The organism is Archangium violaceum Cb vi76, from assembly GCF_000733295.1.
GTDB classification, from domain to species: Bacteria; Myxococcota; Myxococcia; order Myxococcales; family Myxococcaceae; genus Archangium; species Archangium violaceum.
In genome coordinates, this window is sequence record NZ_JPMI01000020.1 from 21878 (window position 1) to 41389 (window position 19512).

16 protein-coding genes are annotated in these 19512 nt (G+C 64.0%); 6 read left to right on the forward strand and 10 right to left on the reverse strand.

All coding sequences use genetic code 11. The features are described 5' to 3' along the window. Positions 1-21 precede the first annotated feature (21 nt). Entirely contained in the window at positions 22-1455 is a 1434-nt protein-coding gene (locus Q664_RS03760) for an aldehyde dehydrogenase family protein (RefSeq protein WP_043389885.1), read from the forward strand. Between the two features lie 10 nt (positions 1456-1465). Here Q664_RS03760 and Q664_RS03765 read toward each other — a convergent pair whose 3' ends face one another. Both Q664_RS03765 and Q664_RS03770 read right to left on the reverse strand, forming a co-directional pair. Next, entirely contained in the window at positions 1466-5746 is a 4281-nt protein-coding gene (locus Q664_RS03765) for an nSTAND1 domain-containing NTPase (protein ID WP_052517633.1), read from the reverse strand. Then, positions 5743-6093 (reverse strand): DUF3703 domain-containing protein, encoded by a 351-nt coding sequence (locus tag Q664_RS03770; RefSeq protein WP_043389887.1) that lies wholly within the window; start codon positions 6091-6093, stop codon positions 5743-5745. Before Q664_RS03770 ends, Q664_RS03765 begins: the two co-directional genes overlap by 4 nt. 90 nt (positions 6094-6183) lie before the next feature. Here Q664_RS03770 and Q664_RS03775 point away from each other — a divergent pair, with 90 nt between their 5' ends. From Q664_RS03775 to Q664_RS03785, 3 genes are all read left to right on the forward strand, one after another. Beyond that, entirely contained in the window at positions 6184-6990 is an 807-nt protein-coding gene (locus Q664_RS03775; RefSeq protein WP_043389888.1) for a hypothetical protein, read from the forward strand. Positions 6991-7047: 57 nt separating this feature from the next. Next, on the forward strand, positions 7048-8283 hold the full coding sequence (locus tag Q664_RS03780; RefSeq protein ID WP_052517634.1) for a PKD domain-containing protein: 1236 nt from the start codon (positions 7048-7050) through the stop codon (positions 8281-8283). 257 nt (positions 8284-8540) lie between these two features. After that, complete coding sequence (locus tag Q664_RS03785; protein WP_235216542.1) at positions 8541-9695, forward strand: S8 family peptidase; 1155 nt, start codon at positions 8541-8543, stop codon at positions 9693-9695. A gap of 101 nt (positions 9696-9796) precedes the next feature. On the opposite strand, the gene Q664_RS03790 is transcribed toward Q664_RS03785, so the two are convergent. The 4 genes from Q664_RS03790 to Q664_RS57280 form a co-directional block, all read right to left on the reverse strand. Continuing rightward, a complete protein-coding gene (locus tag Q664_RS03790; RefSeq protein WP_043389890.1) occupies positions 9797-10201 on the reverse strand; it encodes a hypothetical protein in 405 nt (134 codons plus the stop codon). 93 nt (positions 10202-10294) lie between these two features. Then, on the reverse strand, positions 10295-11392 hold the full coding sequence (locus Q664_RS03795; protein WP_043389891.1) for a DNA ligase: 1098 nt from the start codon (positions 11390-11392) through the stop codon (positions 10295-10297). Positions 11393-11522: 130 nt separating this feature from the next. Then, positions 11523-12080 carry a class I SAM-dependent methyltransferase gene (locus Q664_RS03800; RefSeq protein ID WP_235216543.1) on the reverse strand — a complete coding sequence of 186 codons (558 nt, stop codon included), beginning with the start codon at positions 12078-12080 and terminating at the stop codon, positions 11523-11525. A gap of 300 nt (positions 12081-12380) precedes the next feature. Further along, a complete protein-coding gene (locus Q664_RS57280; protein WP_160174326.1) occupies positions 12381-12749 on the reverse strand; it encodes a hypothetical protein in 369 nt (122 codons plus the stop codon). Here Q664_RS57280 and Q664_RS54430 point away from each other — a divergent pair. Continuing rightward, positions 12740-13714: a HamA C-terminal domain-containing protein gene (locus Q664_RS54430; RefSeq protein ID WP_084609502.1), complete on the forward strand. Its 975-nt coding sequence runs from the start codon at positions 12740-12742 to the stop codon at positions 13712-13714. The two genes, Q664_RS57280 and Q664_RS54430, sit on opposite strands and share 10 nt — an antisense overlap. Further along, a complete protein-coding gene (locus Q664_RS54435) occupies positions 13707-16322 on the forward strand; it encodes a DEAD/DEAH box helicase (protein WP_084609503.1) in 2616 nt (871 codons plus the stop codon). Before Q664_RS54430 ends, Q664_RS54435 begins: the two co-directional genes overlap by 8 nt. Here the strand turns inward: Q664_RS54435 and Q664_RS62860 are convergent. The 4 genes from Q664_RS62860 to Q664_RS03810 all read right to left on the reverse strand — a co-directional run bounded on the left by Q664_RS62860 (position 16306) and on the right by Q664_RS03810 (position 19367). Beyond that, positions 16306-16833, reverse strand: a complete 528-nt coding sequence (locus tag Q664_RS62860; RefSeq protein WP_160174327.1) for a transposase — start codon at positions 16831-16833, stop codon at positions 16306-16308. The genes Q664_RS54435 and Q664_RS62860 overlap by 17 nt on opposite strands. After that, the gene (locus Q664_RS51535; RefSeq protein WP_052517635.1) at positions 16758-17339 is read right to left on the reverse strand and encodes a winged helix-turn-helix domain-containing protein; all 582 of its coding nucleotides are present in this window, start codon (positions 17337-17339) and stop codon (positions 16758-16760) included. The genes Q664_RS62860 and Q664_RS51535 overlap by 76 nt, the downstream gene beginning before the upstream one ends. A 373-nt stretch (positions 17340-17712) precedes the next feature. Further along, on the reverse strand, positions 17713-18648 hold the full coding sequence (locus Q664_RS03805) for an alpha/beta fold hydrolase (protein WP_052517636.1): 936 nt from the start codon (positions 18646-18648) through the stop codon (positions 17713-17715). Then, positions 18642-19367 carry a MerR family transcriptional regulator gene (locus Q664_RS03810; RefSeq protein ID WP_052517637.1) on the reverse strand — a complete coding sequence of 242 codons (726 nt, stop codon included), beginning with the start codon at positions 19365-19367 and terminating at the stop codon, positions 18642-18644. Before Q664_RS03810 ends, Q664_RS03805 begins: the two co-directional genes overlap by 7 nt. Positions 19368-19512 lie beyond the last annotated feature (145 nt).

Here is a 19512-nt window from a genome sequence, read left to right on the forward strand (position 1 = left end):
AGAGAGAAAGTGAGGACCCCCATGTTGGCAGAACGCTACCCGTACTACCTGGCCAACCGCCCGCGGCAGCCCAACGCGGAGCTGGCCGTGACCGACAAATACTCGGGCGAGGTCGTGACGCGCGTCGCGCTCGCGGATGCCGCCGCCGTGGAGGAGGCCATCGCCGCCGCCGTGCGAGCGGCCGGCCCGATGCGGCGTCTGGCTCCGTATGCGCGTCAGGAGGTGCTCGAGCACTGCGTGCGCCGCTTCCGCGAGCGGGCCGAGGAGCTCGCGTTCGCACTCTGCATCGAGGCGGGCAAGCCCCTGCGCGACGCACGGGGTGAAGTCACCCGGCTGATCGACACGTTCAAGGCCGCGGCCGAGGAGGCCGTGCGCGGCGGGGGAGAGGTGCTGAACCTGGAGGTGTCCAAGCGCGCCGAGGGTTACCGGGGCTTCACCCAGCGCGTCCCCGTGGGTCCGTGCTCGTTCATCACGCCGTTCAACTTCCCGCTCAACCTGGTGGCGCACAAGGTGGCGCCCGCCATCGCCGCCGGCTGCCCGTTCGTGCTCAAGCCGTCGGACCGCACGCCCGTGAGCGCGATGATCATGGCCGAGGTGCTCGCCGAGACGGACCTCCCCGAGGGCGCCTTCTCGGTCCTCCCGACGCGCCTCGAGGACGTGGGGCCCTTCATCGAGGATGACCGGCTCAAGCTGCTGTCGTTCACGGGCTCGGAGAAGGTGGGCTGGGAGCTCAAGGCTCGCGCGGGACGCAAGAAGGTAGTGCTGGAGCTCGGCGGCAACGCGGCCTGCGTGGTGGACCGAGACCAGGGTGAGCGCCTGGACTTCGTCGCGGACCGCATCGCCCACGGGGCCTTCTTCCAGGCGGGGCAGAGCTGCATCTCGGTGCAGCGCGTGCTCGTGCACGAGGAGCTGTACGGGGCCCTGCGCGAGCGGCTCGTTGCCCGGGCTCGGGCGCTGCGCGCGGGGAACCCCCGGGACGAGGCCACCACGCTCGGCCCCATGATCGACGAGGCCGCCGCGCGCCGGCTGGAGGGATGGATCCACCGCGCCGTGGAGCGCGGGGCACGCGTGCTGGCCGGGGGAGGGCGGCGGGGCGCGTTGCTCGAGGCCACCGTGCTGGAGGGCGTGCCCGCAGACGAGCCGCTGAGCGCGGAGGAGGCGTTCGGGCCGGTCGTGCTGCTCCAGCCCTTCGGCTCCTTCGAGGACGCGCTGCGCGAGGTAAATGCCGGGCGCTACGGGCTGCAGGCGGGCGTCTTCACGAACGACCTGTCGCGGGCGATGCGGGCGTGGGACGAATTGGAGGTGGGAGGCGTCGTCGTGGGTGACGTGCCGAGCTTCCGCGTCGACACGATGCCCTACGGGGGTGTGAAGGGCTCGGGACTGGGGCGCGAGGGCGTGAAGTACGCCATCGAGGACATGACCGAGCTGCGGCTGCTCGTGCTGCGCCAGGGGTGAGACTGGCGTCTCAGTGCTTTCGCACCAGATGACGCTCGCGCTCCTCGGGCGTCAGCTCTCGCAGACTCCGGCTCCTGGCCAATGCGAGCAGTCCCTTCTTCGTCGCGGGCCAGAGCCACGCCACCGGGCCCGCCGCTGTGACCAGGGTCTGTCCATCGCCGAGGAAGGCCACATCCGAGATCGGGTCCAGGTGTCCTCTCAACGTCGCCAGCCGCGAGCCGTCCGACTCCCAGAGGCAGATCGTCCCGTCCTCGGCCGCGGTGAACAGGCGGAGGCCATCGGGAGTAGACCCGATCTTCCGCACGGCCTTCTCGTGTCCATGGAGCTTCAGGAGGACCTCCTCGCCGTTCGAGCTCCTCACCTCCGCGACTCCATCCGCATAGCCAAGATAGAGGCGGGCTCCCTCCGGATTCAGGGTGCAGCAGGTCACCTTTCGACCCGGCGCGAGGAGTCGCGGTTTCTCGTTCATCCCGCTCTCGATGCTCACGCGGGGAGCACCCTGCTCCAGCAACAGGATGTGGGTGCCATCGGGGAGCAGGTGCGCACCGTCGATGTGGTCAGTGAGTTTGTTGGGGCGGTGAAAGAGGAGCCGGGCCGCCTTGTACGGAGCAATGGGCCCAGGATGGATTTCCTCTCTTATCGGTTCGCTCGTGGGCTCGTCACCCGTTGCTCGATGATGGATGACCAGGGGCGTGTCGGGTCCAACGCCGTTCTTATGGAGATGCACGCCGAAAGGCCTGTACGGGTCATCGAGTTCCAGGAAGGGAGGCCGCAGGTCCCAGACGAAAACCTCTTGATGTGCATTACGGGTGAGGGCCCGGTCTCCGGAGCGGGAGAACTCTCCGTATTCGACTCCCCAGTAGTGGTCTCCCATCCGCGCGACTTCCACGCCCTCCAGGCTCCAAAGCCTCCCGGTTCCATCGTTCGACACCGTGAGCACCCGGGTTCCATCGGGGCTGAAGCACGCGTGCCTGATGTCGTGCTGATGCCGCTTTTCTCCTCGCAGCACGGCCAGGGCGTTGCCGTCCCGGTCCCACAGTTGCACGAAATCGGCGAATCCATAGGTCAGGAATCGCTCGCCGCCAGGCGCCCAGCGGGCGTTCTGGAACCCGAGGGTCTTGCCGGATTCATCGTGCTGGGGCTCGAGACGGCGTAGCAGCGCATGGTGTTCATTCCACAAGCAAACGCAATCGTAGGACACCGTGAGCAATCGGTTCCCCCGTGGCTGCGGGTCGACGTGCCGGACGTCCGATTCGTGCCCCTGGAGTGCCAGCGCTGGCCCGGGTTCGACAGCCCATACGTCTATCCGTGAGCCATCTGTCGCACGATCCTCTCTCGACGTCAGCAACGAGGTGCCGTCAGGGCTCCAGGCCGGAAAGACGCTCACCTGAAACCATCCCTGCACATCCTGATTCTGGAGGGTGGTGAGGAGTCTTCCGTTGGCGCGATAGATGCGCACCGTGCCATCACCCTCCTCGGTCAACAGGTGCCGGCCGCTCGGGCTCCACGAGCCTCGTTGGAGGGCTGAACTCGCGTCATGGAGGATCAGGTGGCTCTTCCCTGTCAGATCCCACACACGCGCGGTGCCATCCTCGCTGACGGTGAGCACGCGCTTCCCCGATGGGTGGAACTCGCCACCGCTGAGCGGCGAGGTATGTCCGGTGAGTGTGGCCACCATTTGGCCATCGCGGCCCCAGATTCGCGCTGTGTTGTCTCGAGCCACTGTCAGGGCATGCTGGCCATCAGGGCTCCAATCACCGTCAATGATGCGGTGTTCGTGACCCTCGAGCTTGTGCACCTCCCCGTCCCGGCTGTTCCACAGGGCCGCGATACGGTTCTCGGATGCGATGACGAGGATCCATGTGCCATCCGGACTGAAGTAACCGTAGGGCCAGGTTCCGCCAATGTTGAACCGGGCCACGAGCTCTCCGCCACGCCTCCACAGGCGCACCGCACCGTCGATGCGCGCGGTGAGGAGGAGTTGCCCATCCGGGCTGAATTCCCCGCAGCTCGAAGACTCCTCCTGACCGCCATCCCGGAGCGTCGACATGAGCTCGCCGCGCGTGTTGAAGAGCCACGCCGCGATGGAGCGATCCTTGTACGAAAGGCTGGGAATGATCGCGACCACCTCACCGTCCGGGCTGAAGCGTGCGGACCCGACATGGTTGCTCTCCACGGGGAGCCACGTGAGCAGCTTTCCATCGAGCGTCAGGAGCGCGGCCTTCCGGCCGATCAGGGCCAGCAGCGTCTTTCCATCCGGGCTCGGACGGAAGTAGGCCGAGGGGGCGGGGTATTCTGCCTCCAACGGGATGCTCTTGCGCTGCGGGCTGCCCAGCAACGCAGCGTACAGCTCCGAACGTGTCTCCTCATCGCCACGGGAGCGCACGGCCTCACGAGCCAGCAGCAGCGACAACATGGGCTGTCGTGGCCGCACCTGCGCCGAGCGCATCGCCAGCATTCGAGCCACCGCCAACCGGGTCAGCTCGGTCTCTCGTTTCCGCCGCGCCGCCGCTTCCTCCTCGGCTCTCTGGAGGACCTCCACCGACTCCTGGAGGAAGGCACGCTCCTCGTTAGTCAGCAGGGGCGCCAGGGGGGTCTCCAGCTCCCTGGCGCGTGCCAGCCGCGTGCCTCGCCACAGCTCGTCCGCGTTTCTCCCGGAGCGCTGCCAGGCCTCCGTGGCGCGAGCCACTTCCTGACGCAGCAGCAGGAGCTCGCGATCCTCATCCAACCAATCGCGGAGCCGCTTCCATCCATGCACCAGCGCCTCGTGCGCCAGCTCGATGTCATCGCCGTCCGCCACGAGCAACCGCTCGATGATGAACCGGTCCAGGAGGTCCGACACATCGGCTCCGGCTTCCGCGAGCTCCGCACGTGAAACACGGCGTCGCGTATCCCCGGTTCCATCTCCCACGATGATGAGCTTGCTGAACGCGCGCCGTGCCGTCTGCTGTTGCGTCTTCGTCAGTCCATGGAAGACCTGCTCCGCGCTGCGGGCGATGGCTCCCGGCAACTCTCCGATGCGGCGGTATCCCTCCCAGGTGAGCAGGTCTCCCGCCCGCTCGTTCCAGAGTTGGAGCAGTGCGAATTGAAGCAGGGGCAGATTGCCAGGCTGGGCCTGCACGGCCGCCAGGAGCGCGTCGACGAGCCCAGACTCGAAGCGCAGCCCGGAGAGCGCCGCTGGCCGGGTCACCGTCTCGCGCAGCTCGAGCTCGGTCAAGGGCCGTAGGAGGAACGTGGCGCGGTTCAGATGCTCCGCCAGCCCTTTCTGCTCCTGGCAATGGCCGAGGAAGTCCGAGCGCAGGGTGGCGATGACGTGCACGCGCCCGTCTGGCACGGCTCCCGCGCGCAGGAGATTGTCCAGGAAGGCCGCGCGATCGGCCGCATCCCGGCATTGCGAGAAGACCTCCTCCAGTTGATCGACCACGAGGAGCAGCCGGGGGGAGCGTGGTTCGTGCGCGAGTGCGAGATCGACATGATCCGTGAGCGTCTCCGGGCTGCTCAACAGGCGCTGTCGCCGTGCTTGCAAGTGCGTCGTGTCGATGGGTTGGTTCGTTCTGGGCTCGAGCGGGCCCAGGGCGAGTGCGAGTGCATGACAGGGCCGCGTCCCCGGCCGCAGGGAGACAACGCGCCAGTCATACGAACCGTTGAGCTGTCCCGTGACGACGGCGGGGAGGAGGCCCGCCAGCACGAGCGACGATTTACCACTTCCGGAAGGGCCCACGACGAGTAGCAGCCGTTGGGATTGACGCAGTTTGTCGAGCAGGAGCGCCGTGTCGTCGGAGCGGCCAAAGAACATTCGCGCATGTTCACGCTCGAAGGCTTGCAGGCCGCGGTAGGGGCACTCCGGGGAAGAGAGCAGGCCGGGACCCGGTGCCCTGCCATGAATCGCGGAGCACAGACGGCGGAACTCCTCGGCATCGTCCTGACGCAGATCGATCCAGGTCCGGTTCTCGAGCAGGCCTCTCAGCTCGGTCTGCTCGGCCCCTGGGAGCAGGACCGGGATGACCCGGCGCCCAGGGTCGCTCATGGCCCGGTATTGGGCGTTCTGCATCTCGGAGTCCTGCACAGGCCCCCATCCCTTCGGGCCGATGCACACCGCCATGCAGCGAATCTCCCGCACCGCACCCGTGATGACGGGGAGCCACTCATCTCCTGGCACCAGGTCCCACTTGTCGAACCAGGGCCGGATCCCCTGTTCGAGCAATCGACGGGCCAGTTGCTCGACGAGAGGTTTGTCCTTGCTGTTGTGATTCAGAAAGACATCCCACTGCTCGGACCGGGTGATGCTCATGGCGATGTGTCGCGGAGCAGCGCCTGGAGATCCTCGGGGATGGGCATGGGGGTGAAGATGCCCACGTTCGCACCGCCCGTGTTGCCCAGGGGTGCACGGCCGAACAGGGAGCCGGGTCCGGCGAGCAGTACCCGCGGAATCTGACCCAGGAACTCACGGACGTTCCTTCTGCGCCAGGCGAAGGCGAGCATCGCGCAATGCACCCGGATGTGCGGTCCGGCATGGGCCTGGCTGAGGATGTGCGCGCGCTCGAGGAACGTCCACGCCGAGGCATGGTCTCCGCGCATCTCGGCCTCTCCGGACTGGTTCAGTTCGTGCTCGAAGTGTCGTCGCAGTCTGGGCGTCATGGTCGTCGCGTTCTACCTCGTTGGACGGACCGGGTCCTCTTCCGTCTCGCGGACGTGTACCATACGAGCCCTCCTTCCCCCGAGGCTCGTATGCATCGCTTCACCCGAATCGTCGTCGTGGCGTTGGGGTTGTTCCTCGCCCTGCCAGGCCCGGCCCGCGCCGATGGCCTCTCCACCATCCCCTACGGAGACAACTGCTGGGGCACCGGCACCGATGCCGACCGCGATGGGCTCAACGACGACTGTGAGCACCAGGTCGCCTTCTGGTTCATGCCCCTCTTCTGGTTCGACAGCGGCGAGAGCGGTTTCGACCGGCGCCCGTACTACGCCGTGAAGAGCACCAGCTTCTCCACCCGCACGCTCCAGGTGTTCTACATGGACACCTTCCTCGAGGACACCGGTGTCACCACCGGCCACGACGGGGACCCCGAGTTCCAGATCCTCGAGGTCCACTACTCCGGTGGCAGGTGGTACCTGGACTGGGCCTACCTGTCCGCCCATCGCAAGAGCAGCTGTGACTCGTCGGCCTGGTACTCGTATGGACAGCTCGAGTACGACACGGCCATCGACTCGCGCAATGCCTCTCGCGGCTGGCCCACGCTCTACGTCGCCGAAGACAAACACGCCACCTACAACAACCTGAGCACCTGTGACAGTGGTTGCTTCCTCCAGGACTATTGCAGCCGCACGACCTATCAATACCTCGACACCGCCACCTCGAACCGGCTCGTCTCCCGCAACGTGGGCTCCACGACGGTGCAGCTCATCAACTCCGTCACCCTCAACAGCAAGACCGAGCGTCTGCTCGATGATGTGGAGTTCAAGGGCTGGGATGATCAGTGGTACCGGCCCAACTCGCAGGGCTACCGCCGCCACCTGAACGACTTCGGGTTCTAGTCCTCCGTGCCCAACGCCCCCGCGCCCCCTGGAAACCCGGAGCGTCCTGCCACCAGGATGCATGCTCGCGTCGCCGTGGGACTCGCCGCCACGGCGCTGTTGCTCGTGCTCGTCGTCGCGGTGTGGCCCCGGCCCGTCAGCGAGGAGCCACCCCGGCCTCCCGCTGTCCCCGAGCGCCGTCTCTCCGCCCCGGAGGTCCGGCCTCCGGCGCCTCCCGCTCCGTCACCACCGCCGCCCCCCGTACCCACTTCCCTGGCGGCCTCGGGCGAGGCGCTCTCCGCGGCCCTCAACGAAGAGCGGGTGTCACTGACGTCCAGTGTGGTGATCGAGGGAATCGACATGGACCGTTCGTGGGTGTGCGCGGGCGAATCGCTCCATCTGTCCGCCCGTCTCGGCGGGGAGCCCGAGCCGGGCGCGGTCTACCGGTGGGTCTGGCCGGTTGCCGGCAGTGGCGCCGAGCTTCATCCCGGGCCGGCGCTCCAATGGCAGGCGCCGGAGACGGCGGGCAGGTACCGGGTACGATTCCAGGTCTGCAGGGATCTCGGCGGACGGCGTGTCGGCGTGCTGGCCGAGCGCGAAGTGGAGCTCGACGTGCGCTGGTGCGGTGAGCAGCAGGCCCAGCGCAACGAACCCCTGCGCATCCGGGTCTCCCAGCGAGGGCAGGGGAGCTTCTCCTTCGAGGCCCTCCATCAGGGCAGTGCGCGCATCATGGCGTACGCGTGGGACTTCGGAGATGGCACGACCTCCACCACCTCCGAGCCCCGCGTCGAACACACCTATCCTCTCGAGGCGATCGGCCCCCAGGAGATCAAGAGCTTCACCGTGCGGCTCCAGGCCCGTCTCGACCGGGGTGGGCCCCTGGAGGCCACGGCGTTCGCGCTCACTCGCGGGCAGCCTCCCTCCGAGCCTCCTCCCGTCGAGCTGCGCGTCTCCCGCTGGCGCCCGCTTCCCGAGGGCGGCTGGCGCAGCGACGTGGTGGTTCGCGTCCCGGAAGGAAAGGCCGTCACCTGGGAGCGGCTCGAGCGCATCTCCCTCCACTGGGATGGTCAGGCGGACACCTCCATGCGGCCCTGGCGCGAGGTGCTCCAGGTGGAGGAGGAGCTCGGCAATGGCGGCTTCCGCGGCTACGTGACGGTGCGCGCCTCCGAGGCCCTGCCGGAAATCAAACAACTCCTCGACCAGCTGTATGGCCATGACGCGGTGGGCCAGGAGGTGGTCGTCTCCTGGAGCCCCTTCAAGCGCGAGCCTTCCCCGGAGGAGCCGCGCACCGTGGAGCCGCCACCCCGGAAGTAGCGGCCCATGGACGTCTGCTATTGAACAGATGGTGGAAGGTGTGGACAGGAAATGGGGCGTCAGACGTCGGATTAAACTGAAACAGGTAGACTTTTATTATCAAGCAATAGGGGGAATCGATGCGTCTTCGTACCGTATCCTGGATGGTCGTATCCGCGGTGTCCGTGTCCGTGCTGCTGGGGTGCCCGGCTGCGACTCTGCCCAAGCCTCCCGCGCCACCTGCTGATTCGCCTTGCCCCACCGCCTCCGTGGAATCCATGGCCCGCGACGGGAAGTTCATCGCCGCCGCCCAGCCCGTCCAGGGCGAGTACATCGTCGTCCTCAAGCCCCCTCGCGTGGGGGAGAAGGGGATTGCTCCGGCGATGATCGCGGAGAGCCTCTCGGCGCGCTACGGAGGCAGCGCCTTCCTCACGTACGAGCACGCGCTGCGCGGGTTCGCCAGCCGGATGACTCCGGAGCAGGCCCGGGCGATGGCCGCGGATGCGTCGGTGGAGTACGTGGAGGAGAACGGGGTGATGCGCGCCATCGGTGAGCGCCAGCCCGAGGCCACCTGGGGCATCGACCGCGTCGATCAGCGCGACCTGCCCCTGGACCAGACCTATCTCTACAGCGCCAGTGGCAAGGGCGTGCACGCCTACATCATCGACACCGGCATCCGCGTCTCGCACGCCGAGTTCGGTGGGCGCGCGCAGGTCGTCTTCGACGCCTTCTCGGATGGGCAGAAGGGCAACGACTGCAACGGCCATGGCACGCACGTGGCCGCCACCGTGGGTGGCCAGGTCTACGGGGTCGCCAAGAACGTCCAGCTCCACGCGGTGCGCGTGCTCAACTGCAGCGGCTCCGGCTCGACCGCCGGGGTGATCGCCGGCGTGGACTGGGTGACCAACAACCGGCTGCTCCCCGCCGTGGCCAACATGAGCCTGGGCGGTGGCAAGAGCGATGCGCTCGACGAGGCCGTGGCCAAGGCCATCGCCTCGGGGGTCACCTTCGTCGTCGCGGCGGGCAACGAGAACCAGGATGCCTGCTCGCGCTCCCCGGCCCGCAGCCCCAACGCCGTCACCGTGGGCGCCACCACGGATGCCGACAAGCGCGCCAATTTCTCCAACTGGGGCGCCTGCGTGGACGTCTTCGCTCCGGGCGACAAGATCACCTCGGCGTGGATCTCCGATGACTCCGCCACCCGCTCCATCAGCGGGACGTCCATGGCCTCGCCGCACGTCGCGGGGCTCGCCGCGCTCTTCCTGGAGCGCAACCCCGTCGCCGTTCCCGACGCCGTCACCTCCGCGCTCATCTCCAACTCCACGCCTGGCAAGGTGGCCGAGGCGGGCAGGTGCTCGCCCAACCGGCTGATGTTCTCCGGCTTCCTCGGCGACCCCACGATGCGCAACGGCACGGCCCAGGACGCGAAGTAGGGCGCCCCGTGACAGGGAGCCGGTGACGGCCGGCCGGGCTCCCTGGATCCGTGGAAGGGGAAGGCTCCTGGTGCTGGCTCGACGCCGCCGCACCGGGGCCCTCAGGGGGCCTGGGTGGGTGGCTGGCTCTGGGGCTGGGTGGCCTTCATGGCCGCGCGGACCTTGTCGCGCAGGGCCTTCTTGCGCTCCCGGAACTGCTGCTTCTGCTCCTCGGTGAACTGACCCCCGCTGGCCTGGAGCTGCGCCTGGGTGTCATCGCGGAGCTGCCGGGCCTCGGCGAGGAACCCGTCCGCCTGCTGGCGCGTGAGACGGCCGCGCTCGACGGCGCGGTTGAGCCGGTGCTCCATGCGCTCGAGCTTGTGGAGCATCCTCGCTTCCCTGTTCTTGTGCTTGTGCTTGCCATGGTGCGCCTCGTTGCCGGTGGGAGCGGCGGGCTGCTGGGCGAGCACGGGCGCGGAGAACAACAGCGAGGCAACGGCGGCGGACAGGGCGAGCTTCAGACGCATGGCGGAGACTCCTTCAGGGGGACGCGCCGGGACGGTTGCCCGGCGTCATCTGCTCGTCAAAACCCTGGAGCCCGCGGAAGGTTAAATCCCGGCTCAGGCGCGCTTGCGCCGCGCCGTGGGCTCGAAGGGCGCGGCGTCGATGCGCACGCCCACATACGAGGGGAAGCGCGGCACGCCGTCGTTGGAGAGCTCCTGGTAGCGGAAGGTGATGATGGTGCCCACCGGCGGCGGGTTCTCCCGCTCCTTGTCCGAGAGGCCGGTGCCCACGGAGAAGCGGGTGCCGTCGCGCAGCTCCACCTCCAGTGCTCCCAGCCGGCCCTTGTGCCTGCCCGCACCCGCCGCGTGCCCCACCACGCGGGCCTCGTCGTCCTTGAAGCTCTTCACCTTCAGCAGCGTGTGTGAGCGGCCCGCCTCGTAGCGCGAGCCCGGCTTGCGCAGCATGAGCCCCTCGCCGCCCAGGCCCTCCACGCGCGCCAGCTCCTCGCGCAGGTGCGTCACGCCCTTGCAGGTCTGGTGCTCCAGCCACTCGGCGTACGGGGGCGCCACGTCCTCCACGTACCGCTGGCAATACGCGAGCCGCTCCTCGAAGGGCGCCTCCAGCCTCGGCGCGTCGAAGATGACGAAGGCCAACTCCTTCCAGTCATCGCTCCGGTCCTGACGCCGCACGACGCTCACGGTGCGCTGGAACTTCTTGCGGCCGCCGAACAGCTCGCCATCGAGCGGATGGTCGGGCAGCTTCGCGGTGAACCAGTCGGGCGCGAGGAACAGGTTGCCCTGGCGCGAGAAGAACTGCTTGCCGTCCCAGTAGGCCCGCACGCCGTCGAGCTTCTCGCTCATCCACCAGCCCGTGAGGTCGACGTCGTTCTCCCACGAGTGGGCCAGCAGCAGCGAGGGGGCCGTGGCGGCGTCGGACTCCGCGCCCGCGACGGTGTTGGCGCCGGACTTCGGGCGGACGTTGCGCGCCGCCGGCCGGGCCGGAGCACTGGCGTCCGAGCCGCCCACCCGGGCGTCTTCCGCCGCATCCCCCCGGACCTTGCGCAGGTGCTTGCACGTCCGCCGCTCGATGGCGATGGACTGGTTGCGCCACGCCGGGCACGAGCACGAGTACACACCACCGGTGTTCTTCAGGATGTACGGCTTGGAACCAGAGCCCTGTACCTCGACCTGGGCGCCGTCCGCGATGTCCGCCACGAGTCCCTCCCTTGATGCGCCGCGGTTGGCTGGCGGCGACGAGGGGAATCGTATCCGGTGGGTCTGACGGGTGCGGAGGACCTCTCAGGGCGGTTCGGCGGGATGACTTCCGAGGGAAGGAAGGGAGGGCTCAACCTTCCCGGGCCGGCACCTCGTAGAGGTAGATGGGCGTGCGGTACAGGTCGTCGACGACGAGCGTGCGCAGGGGTTTCCACCCGCGGAGCGCGAAGGTGTGACTGAGGATGCGGGTGCCGGGAGCGAGCTCCTGGGACAGCTTGGGCGCCAGGCGGCTCATGGCGCCGGGGTACAGGTAGCAGACCACGGCCGATGCCCCCGCGAAGGAGGCGCGGAAGAAGTCCTCGCGCACGAGCTGGAGGTTGGGACGGGGGGCGAGGCGCAGGCGCAGGCGCGAGAAGGCGTAGGGAAGGGGGGATAGCTCGAAGGCCACGATGCGGGCACGAGGGCAATGGTCCGCCAGCGCGAAGGCCAGCGTGCCCCAGCCGGAGCCGAGTTCCAGCAGCGTGCCCTCGAACTCCGAGGGGAGCAGCGAGAGCAACTGGCGGCGCACCTTCCCGGAGGTGGGCATGGGGGAGATGCCCATCTTCAACGTGTGGAAGACGATGGACAGCATCCCCGCCAGGAGCAGGGCCAACAGAAGCAGGAAGAGGAGGACTCCGGCCGTGCTCACGCCGCGCATGCTACGCGCCCTGGAGCGGGCCTGGCGGCGTTTCGTGGGAGCCCGTGGCGGTAGCCACTAACAGTGGGGGAGCACGGGTGGGCGTACCGGCGCAGGCTGCCAGAGGGAATGGTGAGGCGAGCGAGGTGGGACGCGGCTTACTTCCGATACTTGGGACAGGCGAGGTCCATTAAGGCGCCTTGACAATCATGCTCCTCGCTCGTCTGCTCTCTACCCAGGTAGCCACGTCGCGAAGTAGATAACGCATGCCTGACAAACCCCCAGTAGATCCTTCCGCGAAGCCAGCAGCACCTAGTCCGGCGAAGCCGGTAGCGCCCGTTCCGGCAGGGCCTGCGGCGAAGCCGGCAGCACCCGTTCCGACAGGGCCTGCGGCGAAGCCGGCAGGGCCTGCGGCGAAGCCGGCAGCACCCGTTCCGACAGGGCCTGCGGCGAAGCCGGCAGGGCCTGCGGCGAAGCCGGCAGCACCCGTTCCGACAGCGCCTGCGGCGAAGCCGGCAGGGCCTGCGGCGAAGCCGGCAGCACCCGTTCCGATAGTGCCTGCGGCGAAGCCGGCAGGGCCTGCGGCGAAGCCAGCAGCACCCGTTCCGACAGTGCCTGCGGCGAAGCCGGCAGCACCTGCTGCGCACGTTCCGGCAAAGCCAGCAACTGGAATGCAAGCACCCACTCAAGATGCAGCTCAGACCACGCTTGCGCTTGCCGGTGTATACACAGGGTTGGAAGCGCGCCTTAAAGAGGTCGTTTACACATGGGATGCAAACGGCATTCGCGCAACTGGGCGTTTCTTCTACTTAGCCTTCCAGAATGGGAAGCCGACCCTTGAGGAATTTGTCAATTTTATCTACTGGAAAATCATTCCCTTTTGCATCACTAGGCGCGAACGGATGGAGAAGCAGTCACTCTTCATCGCGACAAACGACGAACGCTATATTCATGAGCTAACCGATAAGGCTCGAAACCTCTTTGCTAAGGCAATCAAGTCACAAAAGACCTCTGGTGAGCCAGGCGAGTTGATTCTGTTCATCCTGTTGGAAGGATTCCTCAAAGCTCCGCAGTTGGTTTCAAAGATGTATCTCAAAACAAATGAAAATGTGCCTGTGCATGGCACGGATAGTATTCATGTACAGTGGGACGCAGAGCAAAATAGTCTTGTGCTGTACTGGGGAGAATCGAAGCTCTACGCCGTTCTTTCCTCAGCCTTGGATTCCATTCTCGACTCAATCGAGGAGTTTCTCGGTCACGATGCTGATCGCCCTCCACGCGAGCGAGATATTGACGTTCTGCACGATCATGCAAATATTTCCGATCCAAAAATAAAGGCGGCATTACTTGAGTATTTCGACCCATATTCAGAGAAGGCCAACCAGCGCAAGGAGGTTTATGCCTGCTTTGTTGGTTTTGATTTTGATAAGTTTGATGGGTTGATGGGGTTGTCTGATTCAGATGCTAGGCAGAAATTTGAGAGTGAATTTCTGTTCCGAATCAAGTCTGCTTGCGAGTTGTTTTGCGGGAAAATCGTTAACCGCGGCCTGGATGAGCTTGAGTTTATCCTCTTCTTGCTTCCATTCCCCGATGTCGAAGAGCTGCGAAAAGCGTTTTTCAAGCGGTTAGGAATGAGCGATGCTTGATGAACTCTCACAGCGCATCTGGTCGCATGCTGAGTTCCAGCATGATTATCGAACACTTCTTGAAGCGAATACGAAGCTGGCCCTCGGCTTTCCTGGCGACGAAATCATTTTCCCTGATGAGTTGGCAGTGACCCGGCTTCTTCAGTCGGCCGTGCATTTTGCTGGCACCTACAATCCGGAATTTCGTCAAGCTGCGTATGAAATTGGTGTTGCTGCCTGGAACTGCAGTCCGTCAGGAGCGAAAGAGTTAGCATCCGTGCTAGAGTGCATATTCTCTCGGCTTGGGAACTTTGCTGCCTCTGCGCATCTTCAAAGTCGCCAAGACGGTTACGATTCAGTTGCCGATTTGCCGCTGGGCATCTGGTTTGAAGCAGAAGCTCATCGAGAGACAAACTTGGTTCCGCTTTCGCAAGGCAAGTCACTCCTTCTGACTGACTTCCAACGCGACCTTTGGAATACCCTCAGCAACAAAAAGCCAACGGCTGTTGTTGCTCCAACATCGGCCGGAAAGTCATATGCGCTACAGCACTTCGTTGCGCTCAGTGTAGCCTCGTCTCCGTCTGCGGCTGCTGTTTATATTGTTCCAACGAGAGCGCTGATTACACAAGTTGCTAGCTCTCTTGAGCAAATACTCTACGAAGTTGGAATTCCAAAAAGCATTGTTTCGACAGTTCCTGTTCCACCGGAAGATGTCGAAGAGAAGCGATTGCTCTATGTGTTGACTCAGGAGCGCTTGCAGATTCTTTTGGATGCAGCTCCAAGTCTGGGTTTTTCATTGATCGCAGTAGACGAAGCTCATTTGATTGGGGATGAGGCTCGCGGAGTTCTGCTCCAAAGCGTCATTGAACGAGCATTGGACCGCTCCCAGGCACCTCAGCTTTTGTTTATATCGCCACTGATATCCAACCCGGAGATATTTCAGAAGGTGTTTGATCTCGAAGTGCTTCAGCAAAGCGTTTCGAACGAACCATCGGTGTCTCAACACTTGGTTTTTGTCGATCGTGGTAGCCAAGATAACGAGTTCATTATTCGAGCAGCGCTCGGCGGTAAAGTCGAAACAATTGGATCCCAATTTCTTTCAGCTCCACTGTTCGACTCTAGCGAAATGCTCTCAAACCTTAGTTGGCACTTTGGCAGGAACCAACAGAACCTTGTTTATTCCGGTGGGCCTGCCGCTTGCGAAGATATTGCCCGACGAATCTCCGACCTTGAAGCAGAGGCCTATGCAAGAGAGGATAAGCAGGGTGCGACACCAGCCCTTAGGGATTTCGCTCAATTCCTGAGGGTTCATATTCACCCCCAATTCTTGTTGGCGCAAACCATAGAACAGGGCGTTGCATTCCACTATGGAAACATGCCCTCGGTCGTTCGTACAGGAGTCGAGGATCTTTTTGCGGATGGCGAAATACATTTTCTGGTTTGTACAAGCACTTTATTGCACGGTGTTAACTTTCCGGCGCGAAACCTTTTCCTGCTGAATCCAACGAGGGGGCGAGATCGCGATACGAGAGAAGATACTCCAATATCGCCTGCGGATTTTTGGAACCTGGCAGGGCGGGCTGGTCGAATGGGCAAAGAGTTCGAGGGGTATGTCTATCTCTTGGACCACAAGAATTGGCTACAAGACCCAACCCATGGAGAGCGTAAGCAAGAGATCCAGCCAGCGCTCTACTCTGCGATTGGAGAGCGTCGGGAGGAACTCGTCGAATTTATTCGAGATGAGGAGCACCGATCAGGTGCCGATCCGGAACTCGAAAGCACATTCAGCAAGTTGTTTGGGGTTTATGAAAGCGGTCGGTTAGATCAAGTATTGTCTAAAGTGGAAGAGCCCCTAACAAGTCAGGAGTTGAATGAAATCAGAACGGCCATCAAGCAGGTCTCAACGCGGATATCACTCCCAGTCGAGGTAATTGAGAAGAATCCGACTGTATCCCCTATTAGGCAACAGGCATTGTACGAGCACTTCTTTCATGTTGTCAGAGGGAATAAGGGAAAGGAACTACTGCCAGTCCATCCTCTAAGCAGAGTGCGCGATCCCTATCTCGGTCTTTCTGAGGTGTTTAAGAATATTCATATGCACTTGGAAGGGCGGAGTGCCGAAGATCGCTCTCACACCTATTATGCCACAATGGCTCTTCGATGGATGCGCGGCGAGTCGATGGCCAGAATAATCGACGATGCACATAAACGACGCATGAAACAACGCAAGAGCAAGACACGTGAGCCAGCAATCGGTACGACCATTCGGGAGGTGTTCGGCCTGATTGAGAAAGATCTGCGATTTAGGTACGTCAAATTCACCAAATGTTACTCGGACTTGCTTTCATTTGCTTTTCGTTCTGTTGGTCAGGTTGAGCTTGTTGAGCAGATTCCTCCGCTGCCACTTTTCTTGGAATTGGGGGCTTCGTCGCAGACGATGGTAAGTTTGATAAGTATTGGGCTTTCCCGCACTACGGCAGGGATTATGTCCGCATTGGCTCCCCGTCAATCAATGGATCGTCCTGAGGTGTTGCAATGGCTTGGGCGGCAAAATCTGCAGGCACTCGGGCTACCCAATCTCTGCATTAGAGAAATTCAGCGTGTATGGAGCTTCAGGTATGTCGCTTAATGAGATGGGTGCGGCGAAAGAATGCGCGAAGAACGTCATGACGACGCTGTAGGCGCCCAAAACCCCTCCGAGCCATGCTTTGTAGTTCATCTGCGTTGGCTGGTCGCATGTTTTTCAGCTCTCGCTTGACCACGCTATTGCATCCTTCCTCTGGATTGAGCTCCGGAGAGTAGCCTGGGAGCCACTCTATCTGAAAATCATCGGGATGGGCGGCAACGAATTCTGCTACCAGCTTTGCTCTGTGGGCTTGCAGCCGATCCCACACGACAATCAACGGCTGACCGACCATGTGACGAAAGTACCGTAGCGCTTGAACAACCTCCGCGCCATGTATGCTGCCCTTGTAGTGGCGAGCGTAGAGTGCTGGCGGTCGGTCATTCAATGGAGCGACCAGGGCCACAATGCTGGAGATTACTCGTCTCTTGCTTACACGCTTCAGAACAGGCGCATGGCCGACGGGAGCCCATGTGGTGGTTGGGGGCCCTTGAAACGAGTGTCCTGTCTCGTCCACGAAAACGATGGCTGCCCCTCTACGTCGAGCCCCCTTTTTATGCGGGGCCAATCCCGCTTCAACCATGCTTTGATGAGTTCTTCATCTCGCTCCCGCGCTTGGAGCAAAGGACGTTGAGGGCTAAATCCCATACGATGCAGTGGCACAGCGAGATAGTTGGGATGGTAGTGTACTCCAAAGCGTCGCGAGATGAGTTGTGCAATGCGCTTGAGCGTCCAGCGTTCAGTCTCGAAGCCGAATTCTCTCGCTCCCCGGGAGAGGAGCTGAGCTATTTCCCCCCAAGCAGCTTGCGTCAGTTGCGGTGGACGCCCGGTCCGAACACGCTGTCTCAAGCCTGCTCGACCCCGTAGTTTCAACGCTTTGGCCCAGTAGCACACAGATGCCGGGCTGACGCCTATCTTCCGTGCAACATCTACCTGAGAATACCCTTTTTCTAGGAGCTTGGCTGCGGCAAGCCGCCTCTCTTCCAATTGCTCGGTCGTCAGCTGCCTCGGATGCCAGGGCACGATGAAGATCCTCCACCGATTTTAACCCCAGCGCATTAAGCTACATTCCTGAAGCTCCATAATATGAATCCACCGCGTGTGCTAGGGGCGGCAGATGGGGTCGAGAGGGAGCGGGGCCAAAGTCGCAAGAGGTGCTCCCTCTGCTTAACTGGACTTAGGTTTCGCCCCGATCGCCTCAACCAATCTCCGCACTTCATTCCTGCACTTCCTTCTCTTTGGCCAGCTGCTTGAGCACGATTCATTCCCAATGTGAGGGCCTGGGAGTTCTGTGAAGGCCTGGGCGTTCTGCCGTATGGGAAAACGCAAGTGATGGCATTGACATGTCAGATATTTCGGCTGACATGTTGCTCAGAAGCCCACACCCCGCCTCGGCTCATCGACCCTCCAAACGCCGCGGTGATGCCCTGGCCGCCTTTGCCTCTCCCTTGCGCACGATGGCGGCGATGTGATCGGCGAGCCGCTCCCAGAGCCCGGGGGGAAGGTTGTGACCCATTCCGTCGATGAGCACGAGCTCGGCCCCCGGAATCGCGGCGGCCGTGGCTCGCCCACCGCTCGGGTCGCACAGCGTGTCAGCGAGCCCGTGCAGCACGAGCGCTGGCACGTCGAGCGCGCGCAGCAGCCGGGTGCGGTCACCCGACGCGACCGACGCCACGGCCTGGCGTGCGATGGCGACCTCGTCGTAATCGCGGTCGTACGCGAGCCCCGCGGTCTCGGCCACGGCCGCCGGATCCACCGGGAACGCTGGAGAGCCCACCACCTCGTAGCTGCGCACGGCGCGCGCGACGACCTCCTCGCGCGTGCGTGCGGGCGGCCCTCCAAACAATGCCTTCATCGTCGCGGGGTGTGCCTGCCCGACGGACATGTCGCCAGTCGTCGACATCATCGTCGTGAGCGAGCGCACCCGTGACGGGTGTTCGATCGCGATCGTCTGCGAGATCGCACCACCCAGCGAAGCTCCCACGAGGTGCGCGGCGTCGATATTCAGGGCATCGAGCAGACCGACCGCGTCGGCGGCCATGTCGGAGAGCGTGTATGACACCGATGACAGATCTCCCTGGAGCGCCGCGGGCAGATTGGGAGGCGGGGCATCGCGCAGGTGCGTGGAGTGCCCCGAGTCGCGGTTGTCGAAGCGCACCACGTGGAGGGAGCGCGCCACGAGCGCCTCCAGGAAGCCGGGCGGCCAGTGCACGAGCTGGGCGGCGATTCCCATCAGGAGCAGCACCGTCGGGTGGTTCGGATCACCGCGTTGCTCCCAGGCGATGTCGAGATGTGCCGGTCCGACGTCCTTCGCGATCTGTTCGTTCAACATGGTTCGTGCTCCGTCTTGGGAAGGCTGGCCAGTGCCTGGTCGAGGTAGTGCATCAGCGCCGGGTTCCACCCGGCGAGATTCTTCGGGGGGGTGTGCCGGCGAAGGTGTGCGAGCGCCTCCAACGTGGCGCGGTCACCCCCGGCGAACTCGACGATCCGCGCCAGGGCCTCGCGGGCCAGGGCGCGAGGGCGCGGGGCAGAGGGGGCCTCACCCGCCTCCATGCAGGCACGAAGCGCGTCGCCCAGTTCCCGCCACCGGGCCTCGGCATCCGCCGGGGCCTTCCCCTTCTTCTGGCGTGCCTCGCCACGGCGAACGACCCGGGACATCGCCTCGATCGTGGCGAGCACGTCGTCGGGTTCGGCGTCGCGGTCCGCGTGCGCGCACGCGTGGTCGAGGAGCGTCCGAAGCCTTTCGAGCCGCTCGATCTCGGCATCGACGCGAGCCCTGTGGGCACGCAGGGTGTTGGCGAGCGCGGCGCGGTCGTCATCGAGCATACGGCCGATGTCCGCGAGTGACAGCCCCAGGTCGCGCAGCGCGCGGATGAGGTAGAGGCGCCGCACGTCGTTCTCGTCGTAGAGCCGTTGGCGTCCCTCCGTGCGCGCCGCGGGCGCGAGCAGCCGGAGGTGCTCGTAGTGGTGGAGGGTGCGCACCGTCAGGCCGGTGGCATCCGCCAGCTCGCCGATCCGCCAGCGGCGTTGGCTCGTCGCTCGTTTCTTCATCGCCGGCGAACGGTACAACCTGACGCAACGTCAGGTTCAAGCACGCGGCGAATGGTGGGGCCAAAGCGACAGAAAGGATCCAGTTCCGGTCTCTCCACGCAAATGGGTTCAGAGACTCATTTCGAGAGAGACCTGTTTCATGTGG